The organism is Halomonas sp. HK25 (genome assembly GCF_047795635.1).
Lineage (GTDB): Bacteria > Pseudomonadota > Gammaproteobacteria > Pseudomonadales > Halomonadaceae > Halomonas.
Genome location: NZ_CP181044.1, coordinates 1,041,245 through 1,060,010, shown reverse-complemented (window position 1 = coordinate 1,060,010; position 18,766 = coordinate 1,041,245). Strand labels below are relative to the sequence as shown.

Below are 18,766 nucleotides of genomic sequence, written 5' to 3'. Positions count from 1 at the left end.
TGACAGCACTCTCTTCGATCCCGACCTTCGCCCCGGCACCGCCGGGGCTTCTTGTGCCAGAAGAAAACATGAGACGCAGAAGCAATTGACAATGATTTTCATCCGCATGATTAGCTGGCATACTGCAGCCGTCAAGGACACCTGCCACGGTCGCTTCCATGCACGACTTCGATGAACTCAACGCCTTCGCCTCCGTCATGGCCTCGGGCAGCCTGACCCGCAGCGCCCGGGAGCTGGGCCTCGCCAAGTCGACCCTGAGCCGGCGTGTCAGCCAGCTGGAGAGCCGCCTGGGCCAGCCGCTGCTGCGCCGCCAGGCCAACCGGCTCTTCCCTACCGAGGCCGGCCTGCTGTTCCACGACTACTGCCGCGACATGCTGGCCCTCGCCGAACGCAGCCGGACGGCCCTGGACGAGTTGCGCCAGGAGGTCAGCGGCGAGCTGCACGTGACGGTGCACTGCGCCCTGGCGCGCTGCTGGCTGGCTCCGACCCTGGACGCCTTCCTTACCCGCCACCCCGGCATCGCGCTGACCCTGCACACGGGCGAAGCACCCTGCACCGGCCCGGACGGCCAAGGGGTGCATGTCTGGCTGGGCGAGGTGCCGGAATCCGGCCTGCGCCAGGAGCCGCTGGGCGTGCTGACCCGCGGCCTGCATGCCCACCCCGATTATCTGGCCCGCCACGGCGCACCCGAGCACCCTCGCGAGCTGGCTGGCCACGCCTGGATCGATCTGTTGGGCACCAGCCGCGAGGGCCTGGCCTTGCATCACCCCGAGCAGGACAGCTTTCACTTCCGGCCTCCCGTCTCACGGTTAAGGGTCGACCTGCCGGTGCTGCACATGGACGCCATCAGCCGCGGCCAGGGCATCGGCCTGCTGCCCCACTGGATGGTCGAGCGCCACGAGCAGCACCACCCGGGCCAGCTGGTCGCCTGCTTGCCACACTGGCAGCCCGCGCCGCTGCCGATCACCCTGCTCTACCCTTTCGGCCACCAGCCGCGGCGAGTCACCGCCCTGCTCGACTGCCTGCGCCAGGCGGTTCCCGAAGCGTGGCAGGTGGCACGCCAGGCCGCCTGAGCCCGCAAACGGTGTCTCGGTCGCTTGCCAGCCCATCCGTCAATTCAGGACAATGGCGCGCCCGCTCCCCCAAGGATGACCGCATGATCGCCGAACTCTTCGCCGTGATGGCACCGGTGCTGGCCGGCGCCGGCCTGGGCTTCACCTGGGTCCGCCTGGGCCACCCCTACCCGGTGGAGTTCGTCACCCGCCTGGTCTTCAATATCGGTACCCCGGCGCTGATCATCGCCTCGCTCGCCAATGCCGAGATCGATGCCGGCAGCGTCGGACGCACCATGCTGGCCGCCGCCCTGGTAATGACCGCGATGGCCGCCGCCACCCCGCTGATGGCGCGGCTGCTGGGCCGCGACTGGCGGGTGGTGCTGGCGCCGATGATGTATCCCAACACCGGCAACATGGGCCTGCCGGTGGTGCTCTACGCCTTCGGCAGCGCCGGCTTCGCCTTCGGCATCACGGTGATGGTCACGGTGTCGCTTTTCCAGTTCACCGTGGGGTCGATCATGGCCAGCCAGGGCAATGCGCTGAAGACCCTGGCGCGCACCCCCACCGTCTATGCCATCGTGATCTCGCTGGGGCTGCTGCTCACCGACACCTCCCTGCCGCGCTGGCTCGACAACAGCGTCGACCTGATCTCCGGCTTCACCGTGCCGCTGATGCTGATCACCCTGGGGGTGTCGCTGGCCAGCATCCAGGTCCGCAGCCTCAAGTCTGGCGTCGGCTTCAGCCTGCTGCGCATTCCGGTGGCGGCGGGGCTGGCCTGGGGCATCGCCGCCCTGCTGGGGCTTCCGCCGCTGGCCCAGAGCATTCTGGTCCTGCAGATGAGCATGCCGGTGGCGGTGTTCAACTATCTGTTCGCCCAGAAGGCTGGCCGCGAGCCGCAGTACGTGGCCAGCCTGGTCTTCTGCTCGACCCTGCTCTCGCTGTTCTATCTTCCGCTGCTGCTGGCCTGGCTGATGTAGCCGGAGGCGTCGCCACATGGCGACAGGGAACGCCCCCACCTCGCTGGAGTCGCTAGACTGTTGAAGGACTCACCGCAGGAGTCGGACCGCACTACACGACATCAACGAGGGGGAGAACGCAATGCCTGTCGATCTACGAAAACTGCCTGCCACCCTGCTGCTGGGTGGCCTGGCAGCCGGCGGCCAGGCGCTGGCCGCCGAGACCCTGCCCGAAATAATCGTCGAGCGGATCGAAACCGAACACCACGACCTGCGCCTTGAGCGCGTGGCCACGGGGCTCGAGCACCCTTGGGCGATGGCCCAGCTGCCCGACGGCAGCTTCCTCGTCAGCGAGCGCCCCGGCCGCCTGGCCCACGTCAGCGAGGCGGGCGAGATCACCCACCTGGGCGGCGTACCCGAGGTCAATGCCCGCGGCCAGGGCGGCCTGCTCGACGTGGTGCTGCACGCCAACTATGGCACGGGCGACGGCGAGCACGACTGGGTCTACTTCACCTGGAGCCAGGCCGGTAGCGGCGGCACCGCCACCACCCTCTCCCGGGCACGCCTGGAAGGCGACGCCCTGACCGACGTCGAGGAACTCTTTGTCCAGGATCGCTACTCCGGCCCCGGGCGCCACTACGGCTCGCGCCTGGCCTGGCTGCCCGACGGCAGCCTGCTGATGAGCATCGGCGACCGCGGCAGCCACCCGCCTCGCGCCCAGGACAAGGACGACCACGCCGGCAGCGTGCTACGCCTCACCGAGACCGGCGCGGCGGCGGACGACAACCCCTTTGTTGATGACGACGACGCCCTGGACGAGCTCTTCAGCATCGGCAACCGCAATATTCAGGGCATGACCGTGGCCGCCGACGGCCGCGCCTGGGCGACCGAACACGGCCCGCTGGGCGGCGACGAGCTAAACTGGATCGAGGGCGGCGAGAACTACGGCTGGCCCGAGGTGAGCCTGGGCGTGGACTACTCCACCCGCCGGCCCATCGGTGCGGACTCCCTGCCCGGCATGCGCGACGCCGAGTACGTCTTCGCGGGCCGCTTTGCTCCCTCGGGGCTGGCCGAGGTGGCAAGCAAGCACTTCCCCGAGTGGGAGGGCAACCTGCTGGCCGGCGGCCTGCGCAGCGAGATGCTCAAGCGCCTGGTGCTCGAGGGCGACGCCGTGGCCGAGAGCGAGGTGATTCTCGACGGCGAGATCGGACGCATCCGCGACGTGCGCCAGGGCCATGACGGCGCCCTCTACCTGCTCGACGACGACGACCGCGGCAGCCTCTATCGGCTGGTGCCGGCCGACTGACAGCGGCCGTGCCTTGTACCCGGCCGACACTCTCTACCAGCCCTCTCCGGCCCCGCCACTGGCGGGGCCGGCCTGCGCCAGCCACGGGACTCTGCATGCGACTGCGCAACCTCATCATCCTGACCGTCATCGTGCCGCTGTTCCTGATCCTGGTGGTCTTCAGCCTGGTGGCGATCAGCTCGCTGGAGGACAACGTCCGCTCCAAGCTGCAGACCGAGGTCCAGATCATCACCCACGCCATCGGCACCTCCCTGGGCTACGCCATGGCCCGCGACTCGCCGGAGTCGCTGGAGGAGTCGCTGCACTCGGCCTTCTCCTTCCACCGCATCTATGGCGCCTACGTGTTCGATCGCGAAGGCCGGGAGATCTACGGCCTGGGGCTCGGTGAGACGCTTTTCACCCCCGAGGAGATCCGCGAGGTGGTCAACAAGGGCGAGCCTACCGGCGACAATCGCCAGCACGATGGCTGGTCCTACTACTCGGCGCTGATGCCGCTGACCACCCCCGACGGCGAGGTGCGCGGGGTGCTGCAGGTCAACCGCCTCAATACCGGCATCGAGAACTACACCGGCTTCCTGACCCTGGTGGCCGGCCTCGCCTTCCTGATCGGATCGGCGGGCATCGTGCTGGGCATCTGGTGGGGCTTCCGGCGGCATATCGAACGCCCGATCAACCGCCTGCTGGAAGTGATGGCACGGGTCGAGGGCGGCGATCGCGAGCAGCGCGCCGCGCCACGAGGACCCGAGGAGTATCGCCGCCTGGCCGTCGCCCTCAACGGCATGCTCGACGCCATGGCCGAGAAGGATGCCGACATCGAGGCACGCCGCCTCAACGAGATCGCCCTGGAGAAGCGCCTGCGCAAGTCCCGCAAGCTCGCCGAGCTGGGGGTGCTGGCCACCGGGGTGGCCCACGAGATCGGCGCGCCGCTCACGGTCATCAACGGCCAGGCCCAGCGCCTGGCCCGCCGCGAGGTGATCGGCGACGATGAGCGAACCCGCCTCGGCCGCATCCGCGGCGAGGTGGCGCGCATCGTCGAGATCGTGCGCCAGCTCATGGAGCTGGGCCGGCGCCATAACGTCGAGAAGGAGTGGGTGGCTCTGGATACCCTGCTGGAGGGGGCCCTTGAGCTGGTGGAGGAGGACATGGAACAGCGCGGCATCCACCTACAGGCCGAGCTGCCCGTCCCACCTCCGCGGCTGCTGGCCAACGCTCAGCAGCTGACTCAGGTGCTCACCAACCTGTTGCGCAACGCTGCCCAGGCCGAGGGCACCCGCTGCGTGCGGCTGCGCGCCGAGACCCGCGGCGACCAGCTGCACCTGTGGCTGGAGGATGACGGCACCGGCATTCGCGAGGCCGACAAGCCGCAGGTCTTCGATCCCTTCTTCACCACCAAGCCGGTGGGCCAGGGCAGTGGCCTGGGCCTCTCCATGGTCCACCGCATCATCAACGACCACGGCGGCACCATTTGCGTCTTCGACAGCGAGTCCGGCGGCGCCGGGTTCGCCATCACCCTGCCGCTGGGCGACACTCTGGAAGTCGCCGACGCCGCCCGTCATGAACCGCGAGGACGCCAACCGTGACACGAAAGGATTCCGTGCCCCCCTGCCCCATCCTGGTCGTCGAGGACGACCCGGCCATTCTGGAGCTGCTCGAGGAGGAGCTTCAGGAGGCCGGCCACGCGACCCTGGGTGCGGCCAGCGCCGAGGAGGCCATCGCCACCCTCAGCCACACCCCGGTGGCCATGGTGATCAGCGACGTTCGCCTGCCCGGCATGAGCGGCATGCAGTTGCTCGAGCAGCTGCGCGGCGAGGGCAGCGCGTTGGGCTTCATCGTCATTACCGCCTTCGGCACCATCGACCAGGCGGTGGAGGCACTCAAGCTCGGCGCCGATGACTTCCTGACCAAGCCGCTGGACCTGGAGAACGTCCGCGAGGCGGTGTACCGGGTGCTGGAGCACCGCCGGCTGGCCGAGCGCTTCCGCCAGGACGGGCCGCCCGGCCACTTCCACGGCATCATCGGCGAGAGCGAGTCGATGCAGGCGCTGTTCCATGACGCCGCCCGCCTGGCAAACAGCGACGCGCCGATCCTGGTGCTCGGCGAGAGCGGCACCGGCAAGGAGCTGCTGGCTCGGGCGATCCACGCCGAGAGCCCGCGCGCCGACGGCCCCTTCGTGGCGATCAACTGCGCCAGCATCCCCGGCGAGCTGATGGAGAGCGAGTTCTTCGGCCACGTGAAAGGCGCCTTCACCGGCGCCAGCGACAGCCGCCAGGGCCTGTTCCAGTCGGCCCGGGGCGGTAGCCTGTTCCTCGACGAGATCGGCGAGATGTCGCCGGGGCTGCAGGCCAAGCTGCTGCGCGCCCTGCAGGAGAAGACGGTGCGCCCGGTGGGCGGCGAGCGCGAGGAGCCGGTGGACGTGCGCATCATCGCCGCGACCCACCGCGACCTGGAACAGGAGATCAAGGCCGGCCAGTTCCGCAGCGACCTCTTCTATCGCCTGGAGACCTTCTCGCTGCGCATCCCGCCGCTCCGCGAGCGGGAGGGGGACCTGGAGCGGCTGGTGACGGCCCTGATCGACAAGCATGCCGACGCCCAGGAGAAGCGCATCGAAGGCATCGAGCCCGCCGCCCTGCAGGCGCTGCTCGCCTACACCTATCCGGGCAATGTGCGCGAACTAGAGAACGCCATCATGCGCACGGTGACCCTCGCCGACGCCGGCGAGATCCGCCACGCTGACCTGCCCGAGCGCCTGCGCGAGCAGGCACAGGCGTCACGCCACGAAAGCGGAGAGGCGCTGGCCGGCAACCTGGCCACAGGCGTCTCGACCCCATCCTCGACCCAGCCCTGGCCGCGCCTGGAAGAGGTCGAGAATCGCTATATCCGCAAGGTGCTGGACGCCACCGGCGGCAACAAGCGCCGCACCGCCGAAATCCTGGGCATCGCCCGTCGCACCCTCTACCGCCGCCTCGACGACTGAATAAGCCCTTCGAGCAGCCAGAAAAAACCCCTGCACCTGGCAGGGGTTGAAGGACGCGGTCTGGACATAGATGCCGAGGGGACGGCGGGAGCATCGTCCGACCGTGCCGGGGAACACCGTAATGAGATGATGAGGCTCAGTCTTCCGGCATCTCCCACTCGTCTTCACCACCCGGCTGGGCCGCATCCTCGCCGCTGGGCATCGGGTCGGTGCCGCCGCCGAAGCCGGGCTCATCGGTCGGTGATCCGGACGCCGGAGCGCCCGGGTCGGCCATGGGGTCGGATGTCGGGTCGGTCGCCGGGTCGGTCGCCGGGTCGGTCGCCGGGTCTACCGCCGGGTCAGCGGACTGAGTGGCGGGATCGGCGGGCTGGGTGGCCGGATCGGGTGCCGTGGGATCGTTGACCGGATCGGTAACCGGCGGAGCGGCCGGATCAGCCGGCTCCTCGTGCATGCCGGCAAAGGCCAGGGGGCTGGCCAGCAGGCCAACGGAGACACCGAAAACGCCCAGCTTCTTCAACAGGTCCTGTGACATCATGCTTCACTCCTTTCCTTTCCGATCATCAATCGTCGTGTCGTGGCGAGATCGCGGTCAGTAGTTGCCCGCCTCTTCGTCGTCCATCATCGGCTCCTGATTCTCCATGGGGTCCATGGGCTCCTCGCTCATGGCAGGATCCTGGTCCATGCTCGGCTCATCACCCATCGGCGCTTCCTGGGTCGGCTGCTCCATGGGGGGATCATCCGGTTCCATGGGCGACAACTCATCGTCGTTGCCGCAGCCGGCCAATGCGAGGCTGCCAAGTGACAGGGCCGCGATGGCGGCTAGCGCCTTGAGGCGGCGATGTCGGGGCATGTGGTTGCGGTTGCTGACTTGCTGCATTCGCTCATCCTCCTCTCGAGCGGGGTGTCACAATCATTAAGCAGATACCGCGCCACCCATGCCATAAAATAGATTTAATTGTTTTAAATCATAAATTTATCAAAAAATACGGCATCGAAGAACGATTTTCCGAGGCGTGTCACAGTGTGGCAAGGTGGCACATGAGTCAGGGATGGCCAGGCTCGATTCGGCAACATCATCATGTTCGCGTATAGTTATTGTCCAAGAAAAAGGCCTGCCTGCACAGGCGGGACGTTGAATAGGCGGTTCCACACCGTACCCGAACCTTCTCTACGCTAAGGGCACGGCCCCGCCGCCGATACTCGCCCTCACCAGGAGTTAACACGATGTATCACAAGATCATGGTGCCGATAGACCTCGCCCATATCGAGGTCATCGAGCCGACGCTGGAGACCGTGGCCGACCTGGCCAGGCACTACGACGCCGAGGTGTGCTACGTCGGCGTTACCTCCAACGCACCGGGCAGCGTCGCCCGCACGCCGCAGGAGTTCACTCAGAAGCTGGAAGCCTTTGCCCAGAAGCGTGCCGCAGTCCACGGCCAGCCGGTGAGCACCCACACTATCGTCAGCCCCGACCCCATCGCCGATCTGGACGACAATCTGATCCAGGCAATCAAGGAGGTTGGCGCCGACCTGGTGGTGATGCCCACCCACCCGCCCAAGCATCTGGACGTGATCATGCCTTCCCACGGTGGCAAGGTGGCCACACACACCGACGTCTCGGTGTTCCTGGTGCGTCCGCGCAAGGCCTGAGCCACCCCCCCATTCACCATACGACGCTACGCAAGGGAGAGAGCCACTATGGCCAATGACCAGAACGCCAACGAGAAGCCTGAGGCTTCCGAGGGTATTCCGGCCCCGGAAGGAGCGGCCAACCTGATCGACACGGACTATGTGATCGGTCAGGACAACATCACCGCTTCACCGATGGGCGTGAACCTGGACCTGCATGGCAAGGTCTTCACCATCTCGTCCATCGTGATCCTGTTCTTCGTGATCATCACCCTGGCCCTGCAGGACCAGGTCACGCCGATCTTCGATGTCGCCTTCAGCTTCCTGACCGGCAACCTGAGCTGGTTCTTCCTGCTCTCCGCAAATATCTTCGTGCTGCTCTCCATCGTGCTGATCTTCACCCCGTTGGGGAAGGTACGGATCGGCGGCATGGATGCCACGCCGGACTTCAGTTACACCGGCTGGTTCGCGATGCTGTTCGCCGCGGGTATGGGCATCGGTCTGATGTTCTACGGGGTATCGGAGCCCTTGACCCACTTTGGCACCGCCCTGGACGGCACCTCCATGGAGAACGGAGCCCGTACCGACTGGGCACCGCTGGGCGCCGCCGCGGGTAACGAGCAGGGCGCGATCTCGCTGGGCATGGCCGCCACCATCTTCCACTGGGGCCTGCACCCCTGGGGCATCTACGCCGTGGTGGCGCTGGCGTTGGCTATCTTCTCCTTCAACAAGGGCCTGCCGCTGACCATGCGCTCGATCTTCTATCCCATCTTGGGAGAGCGCGTCTGGGGCTGGCCAGGGCATGTGATCGACATCCTGGCGGTCTTCGCCACCCTCTTCGGCCTGGCCACCTCGCTGGGTATAGGTGCCTCACAGGCCACGGCGGGCCTTGGCTACCTGTTCGGCATCCCGGATAACAATGTCACCATGGTGCTGCTGATCTCAGCCATCACTGTCGTGGCCATGGGCTCGATATTTCTGGGCGTCGACAAGGGCGTACAGCGCCTCTCCCTGCTCAACATGGGGCTGGCCTTCCTGCTGCTGGCCTTCGTGATCATCGTGGGCCCGACCCTGATGATCGCCACCGGCTTCTTCGAGAACCTGCTCGCCTACTTTGTGCACCTCCCGGCGCTTTCCAATCCCTTCGGCCGCGAGGACGCCAACTTCAGCCAGGGCTGGACCGCCTTCTACTGGGCGTGGTGGATCTCCTGGTCGCCCTTCGTCGGCATGTTCATCGCTCGCGTAAGCCGTGGGCGCAGCGTGCGCGAGTTCCTGGTCGCCGTGCTGCTGGTGCCGTCTACCGTCTCGGTGCTGTGGATGACCGCCTTCGGCGGCACCGCCATCGATCAGGTGATCCGCGATGGCTTCGGAGGGGTACAGGACGCCGCACTGGAACTCCAGCTGTTCGTGATGCTCGGGCAGTTGCCGTTGGCCCAGATCACCTCCTTCGTGGGCATCTTGCTGGTGGTGGTCTTCTTCATCACCTCGTCCGACTCCGGCTCGTTGGTGATCGACTCCATCACCGCCGGCGGCAAGGTGGACGCGCCCAAGCCCCAGCGCCTCTTCTGGGCGATCATCGAGGGCGCCATCGCTATCGCCCTACTGCTTGGGGGCGGTCTGGCGGCCCTTCAGACGGCGGTGATCACCACCGGCCTGCCCTTTACGCTGGTGCTGCTGGCGGCGTGCTACGCCATCGTCAAGGGGCTGATGAGCGAACCGCGCTGATACCAGCCGATATCGCAGCATGCACGAAGCAGGGCGGCCATTGGCCGCCCTGCTTCGTTTAGCTCCACAGCTCGCCGACAGGGGTGTCGGCCGAGTAACGGCTGGCCACCTGGGCCTGCAGCAGTTCGGCGGTGGCCAGGGCATCTATCAGCGCATGGTGCCCATGGTAGGCGGGTAGCCCGTAGCGCTCCCGGCTGTTGTGCAGGCGGATCGATACCGGCGGGCGGCCCAGCCAGCGTCGAAAGCGGGCCCACAGCGACTGGCGGTACAGCCGCGCCTCCAGCGACATGGTGTCGATCATCGGGAAGCGCAGCCCCTCCCCCAGCCGAGCCTGGATGCCGCTGTCCAGGAAGGGTCGCTCGATGTGGCGGTAGTGCACCACCACGACTCGCCCCTTCAGCAGCGCGAGCAGCTCGGGCAGGATCTCGGCGAGATCGGGGGCGTTCTCCACCTCGGCATGGGTGATGTGGTGCAGGGTTACCGACTGCTCGGTGAGCACCCGAGCCGGCTTGAGCACCCAGTAGCGCCGCTCCCGCAGTGGAATGCGCACCAGGCTGAAGGGGACCACCCCGACGCTGACGATGGCGTGGCGGCGAGGATCCAGTCCGGTGGTCTCGATGTCCAGCGCCGCCATCGGCACCTCGCCGATGGGCGTGGCCGGATCGGGGCAGCCCGCAGCGAAATAGGCCTCGAGCAGCGGGTGCTGGACCCGGGCGGCTCGGTCGGCCAGGTACTCGGGCCAGCCAGGAGGCTGCTGCCGCATTGTGCCTGGCAGACGAATCACTGGCGCCCTCGCGGGCGGCGCGCCACGCTCGCCGGGACCGGATAGCGGAACTTGAGAAACTTCTGGGCGTTGCTGAGCACCTGGAAGGCGTCCTTGAGGGTGTGGCGTTCGCTCTCGCTGACATTCTCCGGATTGATGTTGTTGTCCGGGGTGCGCTCGTGCGTCAGGCCGATCACCTGGTGATGGATGCGCGCCATGGAGAGGAACTCCAGGGCATAGCGCAGCTTGTCGCTGACCCCCTGCGCCAGCAACTGGGTGCGGCCGATGTCATCCAGGCGCGCGAAGCTGTTCTGGGCCCGGGAGCCACAGGCCAGGGCGTGGACCCGGATCAGGTCGGTGAGCGGGGCGGTGCCGCGCCGCTTGAGGTTGATGGAGTTATTCTGCTTGCCATCCTTTTCCATCACGAAGGTGCGGAAGAAGCCCAGCGGCGGCGTGCGATTGAGTGCGTTGCGGGCCATGGCGGCCAGGAACAGCGCGCTCTTCGGCGCCTGCTCGGTCACCAGGTCCTGGAGCTGCTCGACATAGGCGTTCTCGCCATAGACGGCGTCGAGGTCGAAGAAGATCGAGCTGTGTAGCAGTCGCTCCGGGGTCGGGTCGTGGATCCAATCCTCGAAGTAACCCTTCCACACCGACAGCGGCTGCCGCCAGCGCGGGTTGGTGGCCATGATGTCGCCGGTGCAGTAGGTGTAGCCACAGGCGTGCAGGCCATCGCTGACGATCTTCGCCATCTCCAGGAAGTAGGCGTCGTGGGCCACGGGGTCGAAGGCGTCATCCAGCACCAGGGCGTTGTCCTGATCGGTGACGATGCTCTGTTCGTTGCGCGCCATGGAGCCCATGGCCATGAAGCAGTAGGACACCGGCGGCGGGCCCAGCGTCTCTTCGGCCAGTTCCAGCAGGCGGCGGGTGAAGCTGCGCCCGATGGTGGAAAGAGCACTGCCGATCATGCGCGAGTCGGCGCCATCCTCGACCATGCGCACGAAGGCGGCACGCACGTCCGGGGCCAGCTTGGCCAGGCCTTCGGCCGAAGACTGGTTGAAGATATTGCTGACCAGGTAGAGGCTGGAGTGGGTCTCGTAGCGGATGATATCGGAGAGGTGGACGATGCCCACCGGGTGGCGGCGATGCATCACCGGCAGATGGTGGATATTGTTGCGCAGCATGGTGAGCATCGCCTCGTGGACCGACTCGTCGGACTGGATCGCCACCAGCCGGTCGCCGATCACCTCCCCCACCGGGGTGTCGGCGGGTAATCCCTTGGCCACCACCCGGCGAAAGTCGCTGTCGGTGAGGATGCCGCGCACCTGCCAGGCCCGCTCCTCGCTGTCGCGAAAGGTGTAGCGCGGGTTGTCCCCGGGGGCATCCAGCACCAGCACCGCCGAAGCACCGGAGTCGCTGATGTGGCGAGCGGCTTCCTGGACCGTGGCGTTGGCTTCCACCATCATCGGGTAGCGGCTCAGCAGCTTGCGCACCCGGGTGATCATCATGCCGTTCTGCTTCTTCTGGTGTTCCACCGCGGATTCGAGCCGTGGACGCTCCAGCTCCACGAAGTCCGCGAAGTGCTCGTCCTTCTCGCAGAGGCGCTGGAAGAGCGCATCCGGAAGGAAGTAGATGAGACTGTCTTCCATCGCCCGCACGGGATAACGGACCCGGTGGTTACGCAGCAGACTGAAGTGGCCGAAGATGTCACCTTCACCACGGCGGTCGTAGAGGTCGCCGTTGCGGCGATACACTTCCACGGCCCCGCTGCGGATGTAGCCGAGGTCGTGGATCTCCTGATCGAACACCAGGATGTCGCTGCCGGCACGATAGTAGGCCACCTCAACCTGACCGGCGATTTCGTCGAGCAGCTCGTCGGAGAGGGCATCGAAGGGCGGAAAGCGCCCCATGTGCTGGCGGATGTCCCACAGTTCCACTTCCATCGGTCACGCTCCCGTCCGGAGGCCATCTGGGGCCAAGTCTGGGAGTTCGGCAAGGCGCTGTAAAGCCACGCCGCGCGATGCCGCGACCACCACGAGCGCACAGCAAAGACCGCATACGACAACGGCCACCCCGGAGGGTGGCCGTTGTTCGGTCTGCCGATGGGGGTCGGCGTTGGATCAGGGCCGTCTTACGACTGGGCCATCTCCTGGACGCGCTGCATCAGCTCAGGGTCCTGCTGGATAGCCTGGCCGATGGCGTTGAAGGTATCCACGTCGAGACCGCTGTCCTCGACCACTTCGACCATCTTGTCGTTGGCTTCCATGCGGACTTCCTGCTGGGTAGCCTCGTCCTCGGCAGAGTGCAGGCGCTCGGTGTACTCCTGAGAGATCACGGCGATCTCCTGGGAGGCATCGGCGAACTGCTGGAGCTGATCATCGGAAAAGTCCATGGCCGGAGCGGCGGCCTGTGGCTGCTCTGGAGCGGCCGCTGGATCCTGCTGGGCATGGGCGGTTGCGGACATCAGGCCGGCGCTGAGAAGGGCGGCAGAGAAGAGAGCAGTCATCCGTTTCATGATTTCCTCCAGATGGAATGAAGAGCCCGTCGGGGCGTTACGTGTATCCGACATGTGTGATGGCAGTGAGCGGTCGGCGTTCAGAATTTTCGTGTAAAAGTTCGCAAGATGAAGTGTGTATAACGTTACATCCGTACCCCAAGGGCGACACCCTGAGTGACCACTTCGCCATGAGGCCCGTCATGAGGGCCTCAAGCCACGCGCACGTAGATGCCATCAAGATGCATTCGCGATACGAGCATCACTGCTGCGCGGAGACACTTTTCGAACCCCCGCCGCCGCAGTATGGTCTGTGGCACCCCACTCCCCTGACATGGACGTTTCACATGCCCCCTGCTCCTGCTTCCCGCGCCGCCAGCCTGTGGCTCGCCGCCATGCCCCTGTTATTCGTTGCGCTGTGGAGCACCGGCTTCATCGGTGCCAAGTTCGGCCTGCCCTATGCCGAGCCCTTCACCTTCCTGTTTATTCGCTTCGCACTGACCCTGGCGCTGCTCGTTCCGCTGGCCCACTGGCTCTCCGGCGAGTGGCCCCGGGGCGCGCGGCTGTGGGGGCATATCGCCATCTCCGGCCTGCTGGTCCACGGCGGCTATCTGGGCGGGGTCTTCTATGGCATCTACCTGGGCATGCCGGCGGGGCTCGCCTCGCTGCTGGTGGGGCTGCAGCCGCTGCTCACCGCCGGGCTCGCCGGACCGCTGCTGGGCGAACGCCTGGGTGGACGCCAGTGGCTGGGGATGGTGCTGGGGCTGGTCGGGGTGGCGCTGGTGCTGGGCGGCAAGCTGGACCCGGGCGAGGCGCTGTTCCAGGGCTTCGGCGCCGGTGCCCTGCTGGCCATCCTGGTGGCCCTGGCCGGCATCTCCTGCGGCACCCTCTACCAGAAGCGCCACTGCACCGGCATGCCCCTGCTCTCCGGCACCGTGGTGCAGTACCTGGCGGCGGGCGCGTTGCTGGGGCTCGGCGCCCTGCTCTTCGAGGAGCGCAGCGTGGCCTGGACACCCGCCTTCGCGCTCACCCTGGGCTGGCTGGTGCTGGTGCTCTCCATTGCCGCCATCCTGCTGCTGATGGCGCTGATCAAGCGCGGCGAGGCCTCGCGGGTGGCGAGCCTCTTCTATCTGGTGCCACCGGTCACCGCCCTGCAGGCCTGGTGGCTGTTCGACGAGGCCCTGCCGCCCATCTCGCTCATCGGCATGGCCGTCGCCATCGCCGGCGTGGTGCTGGTGGTCCGGGACAAGCCACCCGCCAGAACCTGAGCCGAGTCGCCCCCGCTGAACACCGAAGGCGCTGGCGAACTCGGCGGAACTGGACCACTCTCGTTGTGAATGACGGGATGCAAGCGCCAGCCTGTTCAGGGTAACACTCGGGCATATACTCGAGCATGAAAGGGCAATGAATGCAGGGACGACACACACCATGAAGGCAACGACGACGCGCCGCCGGTTCCTGGCAAACTCGGGATGGGCCGGAATAGGTTTTCTGCTGTTTTCATTCACCACGATCGGTCTTGCCGGCAATCGGCCGGCGCCCCCCAGCAACAAGCCCGGCGATTCTACGCCGGTCATGCGCCAGGGCTGGCTGCTCAATCAAGACGATCTCTGATGTACATCCCCTTCGAGGCACTCGGTGGACCGGATGACGAGGTGGATGTCTGCCTTATCGGAGGCGGCGCCGCCGGTGTGATCATGGCCGTCAAACTGGCTCTTCAGGGCCATCGCGTCCTGCTGTGCGAAGGTGGCGACCAGACCTTCAGCGAGCGCTCACAGGCGCTTTACGAAGGCCAGGTGCAAGGCGACCCCTACCCCGCTCTGGAAGACACGCGGCTGCGTTACCTGGGTGGCTCGACGAACCATTGGGGCGGCATCAGTCGCCCGCTGGACCGCTATGATTTCACGGCGAAGCCTGCCGCTCCCGACACGGCATGGCCGATCGAGCGAGAGACACTCGATCCGTACTACGCCGAAGCCGCCGATATTCTCGACCTGCAACCCATCTCACCGGACCAGGAAATTGTCGGGTCGAGCCTGAAGCGGATTCACTTCTCCCGTGGCCAACCGATCCGCATAAAGAATAAATACGCTTCCAAAATCAAAAACTTACCCACCATCAAGTGCTGCCTGGCGGCCAACCTGTTCGGCCTGGAAACCCAGGACGGCAGGGTAAAGAGCGCCACCTTCAAGAGCTACCAGGGCAGCTTGCGTCGGGTGCGGGCACGCTACTTCGTACTGGCATGCGGAGGGATCGAGAATTCGCGGCTGCTGCTGTGGTGCAATCGACAGACTCAAGGGCGCCTGATCCCGCAACCCGCCACGCTCGGCCGCTACTGGATGGAACATCCCCATGCCACGGTCGGGCACGCCCTGATCCTCGCCCCCGCCCCGCTGGACCTCGTGGATCACTACGACATCTTCCTGTCGCCAACCGCCGAGGCCATCACCGAGCACGGCATCCTCAATTGCGGACTGCGTCTGCACCGCATGGAGGACGTGGTGACCCAGCGGTTGATCTACGACCTCTCGACCATTGCGCCGTCACTGGCCCGCCGTTTCGACGCCCTTAGCCGTCAAGGCCAGGGGGTCTATAGTCTGTTGCTGCGTGCCGCCTGGGAACAGGAGCCCCGCCGCGAGAACCGTATCGAGCTGACTCGCGAGGTAGACAGCCTCGGCATGCCTCGCGCCAGGCTAATCTGGCGTCAATCGGCGCTGGACTTGCGCACCATCCGCGACACCACGCTGCTGTTCGGTGACTATCTGCGCAATCACGATATTGGGCGCCTCCAGCTCGCCGACTGGCTGACCACCGCACCCATCCGCCCACCGGCCGAGGGTGAGCTGGCCGGTCGTCATCACATGGGCGGCACCCGCATGAGCCATTCCCCCGAGCACGGCATCGTCGATCGTGACTGCCGGGTTTTCGCTCAGGACAACCTGTATATCGCCGGTTCCAGCGTGTTTCCCAGTGTCGGGCATGCCAACCCCACACTGACCCTGGTGCAGCTAGCGATACGCCTGACCGCTCACCTTGAAGGACGGCTCAGCCGGCAGGCCGCGTACTTGAACTCCGGAATCTTGCCGAAGGGGTCCAGCGCCGGGTTGGTCAGGAGGTTGGCCGCCGCCTCCACATAGGCGAAGGGCACAAAGACCATGCCGTCGGGCATCCCGGGGTCGACTCGGGCGGCCAGGGTGATCTCGCCGCGGCGAGTGGCGATAGTGAACCGCTCGCCCGGCGCCACGCCGAGCCGATTGAGCTCACCCGGCGAGAGGCTGGCCACCGCTTCGGGCTCCAGGGCATCCAGCACCGTGGCGCGCCGAGTCATGGCGCCAGTATGCCAGTGCTCCAGCAACCGCCCGGTGGTGAGCACCGTGGGGTAGTCGGCATCCACCGGTTCGTCCGGCGGCAGCGGCCGGGTGGGGGAGAACTTCGCCCGGCCGGAGGCCGTAGGGAAGGCGTCGGAGAAGACCACGTCCTGACCCGGCACATCATCGGCGGGGCAGGGATAGGTCACCGAGCCCTCCCGCGCCAGGCGCTCCCAGCTGATGTGATCCAGCGACTGCATGCCCTGCTTCATCTCGGCGAAGACCTCGCTCGGGTGGGTATAGTCCCAGGCCAGGCCGAAGCGCCTGGCAATCTCCTGGATGATCCACCAGTCCGGTTTAGCCTCTCCCGGAGGCGCCACGGCGGCACGGCCCAGCTGCACCTGGCGGTTGGTGTTGGTCACCGTGCCCTCCTTCTCCGGCCAGGCGGTGGCCGGCAGGATCACATCGGCGAACTGGGCCGTTTCGGTGACGAACAGATCCTGCACGACGAGGTGCTTCAGGGCGGCCAGCGCCTGACGTGCGTGCGCCAGATCCGGATCGGACATGGCCGGGTTCTCGCCCTGGATGTACATGCCCTTGATGGTGCCGGCGGTGATGGCGTCCATGATCTCCACCACGGTGAGCCCCGGCTCGGGGTCGAGCTCGACGTTCCACAGCTCCTCGAAGGCGGCGCGCAGCTGGGCATCGCCCACCGGCTGGTAGTCCGGCAGCACCATGGGGATCAGGCCGGCATCCGAGGCGCCCTGGACGTTGTTCTGGCCACGCAGCGGATGCAGGCCGGTGCCGGGCCGGCCGGTCTGGCCGCAGGCCAGCGCCAGGGAGATCAGGCAACGAGCGTTGTCGGTGCCGTGAACATGCTGGGAGATACCCATGCCCCAGAAGATCATCGCCCGCTCGGCGGTGGCGTAGGCGCGGGCGATCTCGCGAATGGTTTCGGCCGCCACGCCACACAGCGGGCTCATCGCCTCCGGGGTCATGTCCACCACGCTGGAAGCCAGCGCCTGGAAGCCCTCGGTGTGGGCGTCGATGTAGGCCTCGTCATACAGCCCTTCACCAATGACGACATTGAGCATGGCGTTGTAGAGTGCCACGTCACCGCCGGGAGCGAAGCGCACGCTGCGCCAGGCATAGGCGTCCAGCGCCTGCCCGCGGGGATCGAGGATGATCAGCTTGGTGCCGTTTCTCGCCGCCTGCTTGAAGTAGGTGGCCGCCACCGGGTGGTTGATGGCCGGGTTGCAGCCGGTAAGGATAACCACATCGGCCTCGAGCGCCTGCATGAAGGAAGCGGTCACCGCTCCGGAACCCAGGCACTCCATGAGGGCGGCCACCGAGCTTGCGTGGCAGAGTCGCGTGCAGTGGTCGACGTGGTTGGAGCCGAAGCCGGTGCGTACCAGCTTCTGGAACAGCCAGGCCTCCTCGTTGGAGCACTTGGCGCTGCCGAAGCCGGCGAGCGCCCCCGGCCCGTGGGCCGCCTTGAGATCGACGAGCCCAGCCGCGGCCAGCTCCAGCGCCTCCTCCCAGCTCGCCTCGCGGAAGTGGGTCAGGGGGTTGGCCGGATCGAAATCGGGATCCAGGCCCTTTGGCACGCCTTCGCGTCGGATCAGCGGCCGGGTAAGCCGAGCCGGATGGTTGGGGTAGTCGAAGCCGAAGCGACCCTTGACGCATAGCCGGCCCTGATTGGCGGGGCCGTTCTTGCCCTCGACGAAGAGGATCTGTTCATCCTTCACATGGTAGGTGAGCTGGCAGCCCACCCCGCAGTAAGGGCAGACGGAGTCTACGGTACGGTCGGCGGCCCTCGAATCGCCCCGGCCGTCGGCATCGATCAGGGTGGCCGGCATCAGCGCCCCGGTGGGACAGGCCTGGACGCATTCGCCGCAGGCCACGCAGGTGCTCTCGCCCATGGGGTCGTCGAAGTCGAAGACCACCTTCGAGGCCGCTCCGCGGTGGGCCAGGCCGATGACGTCGTTGCCCTGCACCTCGCGGCAGGCGCGCACGCAGAGGCCACACTCGATGCAGGCGTCGAGGTTGACATTCATCGCCGGATGGCTGGTGTCTTGGGGACCCAGGCTGTCCCGGTGGTGCACATGGTGAACCGTGGGCGCGGCACGCTCGGCCCGCGCCGGCAGCGTCTCGCGCTCTGCCGTGGCATCGATGGCAAGCTGATCGGCCATGGCCCAGAAGTGGCTGGAACGATCGGGGCTCGCCTCGCGCTGGGGCTGGTCGGCGAGCAGCATCGCCATGACGCCCTCGCGAGCCTCGCGGGCCCGCTCGGAGCTCGCGCTCTTCACCACCATGTCGGGGGCGGCCTCGCGCAGGCAGCTTGCGGCGAGCACCCGCTCGCCCTCGACCTCTACCATGCAGGCGCGGCAGTTGCCGTCGGCCCGGTAACCTGGGACGTCCTTGAAACAGAGGTGAGGAATGGTCTCGCCGTTACGCCGGGCCACCTGCCAGAGGGTCTCTCCTGGCCAGGCGCTCACCTCGACGCCATCCAGGGTCAGGGTAAAGGTCTCGGCGTTCGGAGTCTGCGTGGTCTGCATG

At 66.6% G+C, this 18,766-nt stretch carries 16 protein-coding genes; 10 read left to right on the top strand and 6 right to left on the bottom strand.

Annotated features, from left to right (window positions below; genetic code table 11):
- Positions 1 to 158: 158 nt before the first annotated feature.
- The 5 genes from ACM26W_RS05235 to ACM26W_RS05215 all read left to right on the top strand — a co-directional run bounded on the left by ACM26W_RS05235 (position 159) and on the right by ACM26W_RS05215 (position 6,291).
- Positions 159 to 1,073 carry a LysR family transcriptional regulator gene (locus ACM26W_RS05235; RefSeq protein ID WP_416139795.1) on the top strand — a complete coding sequence of 305 codons (915 nt, stop codon included), beginning with the start codon at positions 159 to 161 and terminating at the stop codon, positions 1,071 to 1,073.
- 83 nt (positions 1,074 to 1,156) lie between these two features.
- Positions 1,157 to 2,032: an AEC family transporter gene (locus ACM26W_RS05230; RefSeq protein WP_416139794.1), complete on the top strand. Its 876-nt coding sequence runs from the start codon at positions 1,157 to 1,159 to the stop codon at positions 2,030 to 2,032.
- A 121-nt stretch (positions 2,033 to 2,153) separates the two neighbouring features.
- Positions 2,154 to 3,317, top strand: coding sequence for a PQQ-dependent sugar dehydrogenase (locus tag ACM26W_RS05225; RefSeq protein WP_416139793.1), 1,164 nt, complete (start codon positions 2,154 to 2,156; stop codon positions 3,315 to 3,317).
- Between the two features lie 95 nt (positions 3,318 to 3,412).
- Positions 3,413 to 4,897, top strand: a complete 1,485-nt coding sequence (locus ACM26W_RS05220; protein ID WP_416139792.1) for a sensor histidine kinase — start codon at positions 3,413 to 3,415, stop codon at positions 4,895 to 4,897.
- The gene (locus ACM26W_RS05215) at positions 4,894 to 6,291 is read left to right on the top strand and encodes a sigma 54-interacting transcriptional regulator (RefSeq protein WP_416139791.1); all 1,398 of its coding nucleotides are present in this window, start codon (positions 4,894 to 4,896) and stop codon (positions 6,289 to 6,291) included. The genes ACM26W_RS05220 and ACM26W_RS05215 overlap by 4 nt, the downstream gene beginning before the upstream one ends.
- A 136-nt stretch (positions 6,292 to 6,427) precedes the next feature.
- Here the strand turns inward: ACM26W_RS05215 and ACM26W_RS05210 are convergent, their stop codons facing one another.
- Entirely contained in the window at positions 6,428 to 6,826 is a 399-nt protein-coding gene (locus tag ACM26W_RS05210) for a hypothetical protein (RefSeq protein ID WP_416139790.1), read from the bottom strand.
- A 54-nt stretch (positions 6,827 to 6,880) separates the two neighbouring features.
- Positions 6,881 to 7,168: a hypothetical protein gene (locus ACM26W_RS05205; RefSeq protein WP_416139789.1), complete on the bottom strand. Its 288-nt coding sequence runs from the start codon at positions 7,166 to 7,168 to the stop codon at positions 6,881 to 6,883.
- A gap of 347 nt (positions 7,169 to 7,515) precedes the next feature.
- On the opposite strand from ACM26W_RS05205, the gene ACM26W_RS05200 reads away from it, so the two are divergent.
- A complete protein-coding gene (locus ACM26W_RS05200) occupies positions 7,516 to 7,941 on the top strand; it encodes a universal stress protein (protein WP_416139788.1) in 426 nt (141 codons plus the stop codon).
- A gap of 48 nt (positions 7,942 to 7,989) precedes the next feature.
- Positions 7,990 to 9,645 carry a BCCT family transporter gene (locus tag ACM26W_RS05195; protein WP_416139787.1) on the top strand — a complete coding sequence of 552 codons (1,656 nt, stop codon included), beginning with the start codon at positions 7,990 to 7,992 and terminating at the stop codon, positions 9,643 to 9,645.
- Positions 9,646 to 9,703: 58 nt separating this feature from the next.
- Here the strand turns inward: ACM26W_RS05195 and ACM26W_RS05190 are convergent, their stop codons facing one another.
- The 3 genes from ACM26W_RS05190 to ACM26W_RS05180 form a co-directional block, all read right to left on the bottom strand.
- The gene (locus tag ACM26W_RS05190) at positions 9,704 to 10,408 is read right to left on the bottom strand and encodes a 3'-5' exonuclease (RefSeq protein ID WP_416139786.1); all 705 of its coding nucleotides are present in this window, start codon (positions 10,406 to 10,408) and stop codon (positions 9,704 to 9,706) included.
- A gap of 17 nt (positions 10,409 to 10,425) precedes the next feature.
- Positions 10,426 to 12,348: a DUF294 nucleotidyltransferase-like domain-containing protein gene (locus ACM26W_RS05185; RefSeq protein WP_416139785.1), complete on the bottom strand. Its 1,923-nt coding sequence runs from the start codon at positions 12,346 to 12,348 to the stop codon at positions 10,426 to 10,428.
- Between the two features lie 188 nt (positions 12,349 to 12,536).
- Positions 12,537 to 12,920 (bottom strand): DUF4168 domain-containing protein, encoded by a 384-nt coding sequence (locus ACM26W_RS05180; RefSeq protein ID WP_416139784.1) that lies wholly within the window; start codon positions 12,918 to 12,920, stop codon positions 12,537 to 12,539.
- Positions 12,921 to 13,246: 326 nt separating this feature from the next.
- Between ACM26W_RS05180 and ACM26W_RS05175 the strand changes: the two genes are divergently transcribed.
- The 3 genes from ACM26W_RS05175 (at position 13,247) to ACM26W_RS05165 (ending at position 16,036) form a co-directional block, all read left to right on the top strand.
- On the top strand, positions 13,247 to 14,167 hold the full coding sequence (locus tag ACM26W_RS05175; protein ID WP_416139783.1) for a DMT family transporter: 921 nt from the start codon (positions 13,247 to 13,249) through the stop codon (positions 14,165 to 14,167).
- A gap of 160 nt (positions 14,168 to 14,327) precedes the next feature.
- Positions 14,328 to 14,513, top strand: a complete 186-nt coding sequence (locus ACM26W_RS05170) for a hypothetical protein (RefSeq protein ID WP_416139782.1) — start codon at positions 14,328 to 14,330, stop codon at positions 14,511 to 14,513.
- Positions 14,513 to 16,036: a GMC oxidoreductase gene (locus ACM26W_RS05165; RefSeq protein ID WP_416139781.1), complete on the top strand. Its 1,524-nt coding sequence runs from the start codon at positions 14,513 to 14,515 to the stop codon at positions 16,034 to 16,036. Before ACM26W_RS05170 ends, ACM26W_RS05165 begins: the two co-directional genes overlap by 1 nt.
- On the opposite strand, the gene fdhF is transcribed toward ACM26W_RS05165, so the two are convergent.
- A complete protein-coding gene (gene fdhF, locus ACM26W_RS05160) occupies positions 15,928 to 18,765 on the bottom strand; it encodes a formate dehydrogenase subunit alpha (RefSeq protein ID WP_416139780.1) in 2,838 nt (945 codons plus the stop codon). The genes ACM26W_RS05165 and fdhF overlap by 109 nt on opposite strands.
- Between the last annotated feature and the right edge of the window lies 1 nt (position 18,766).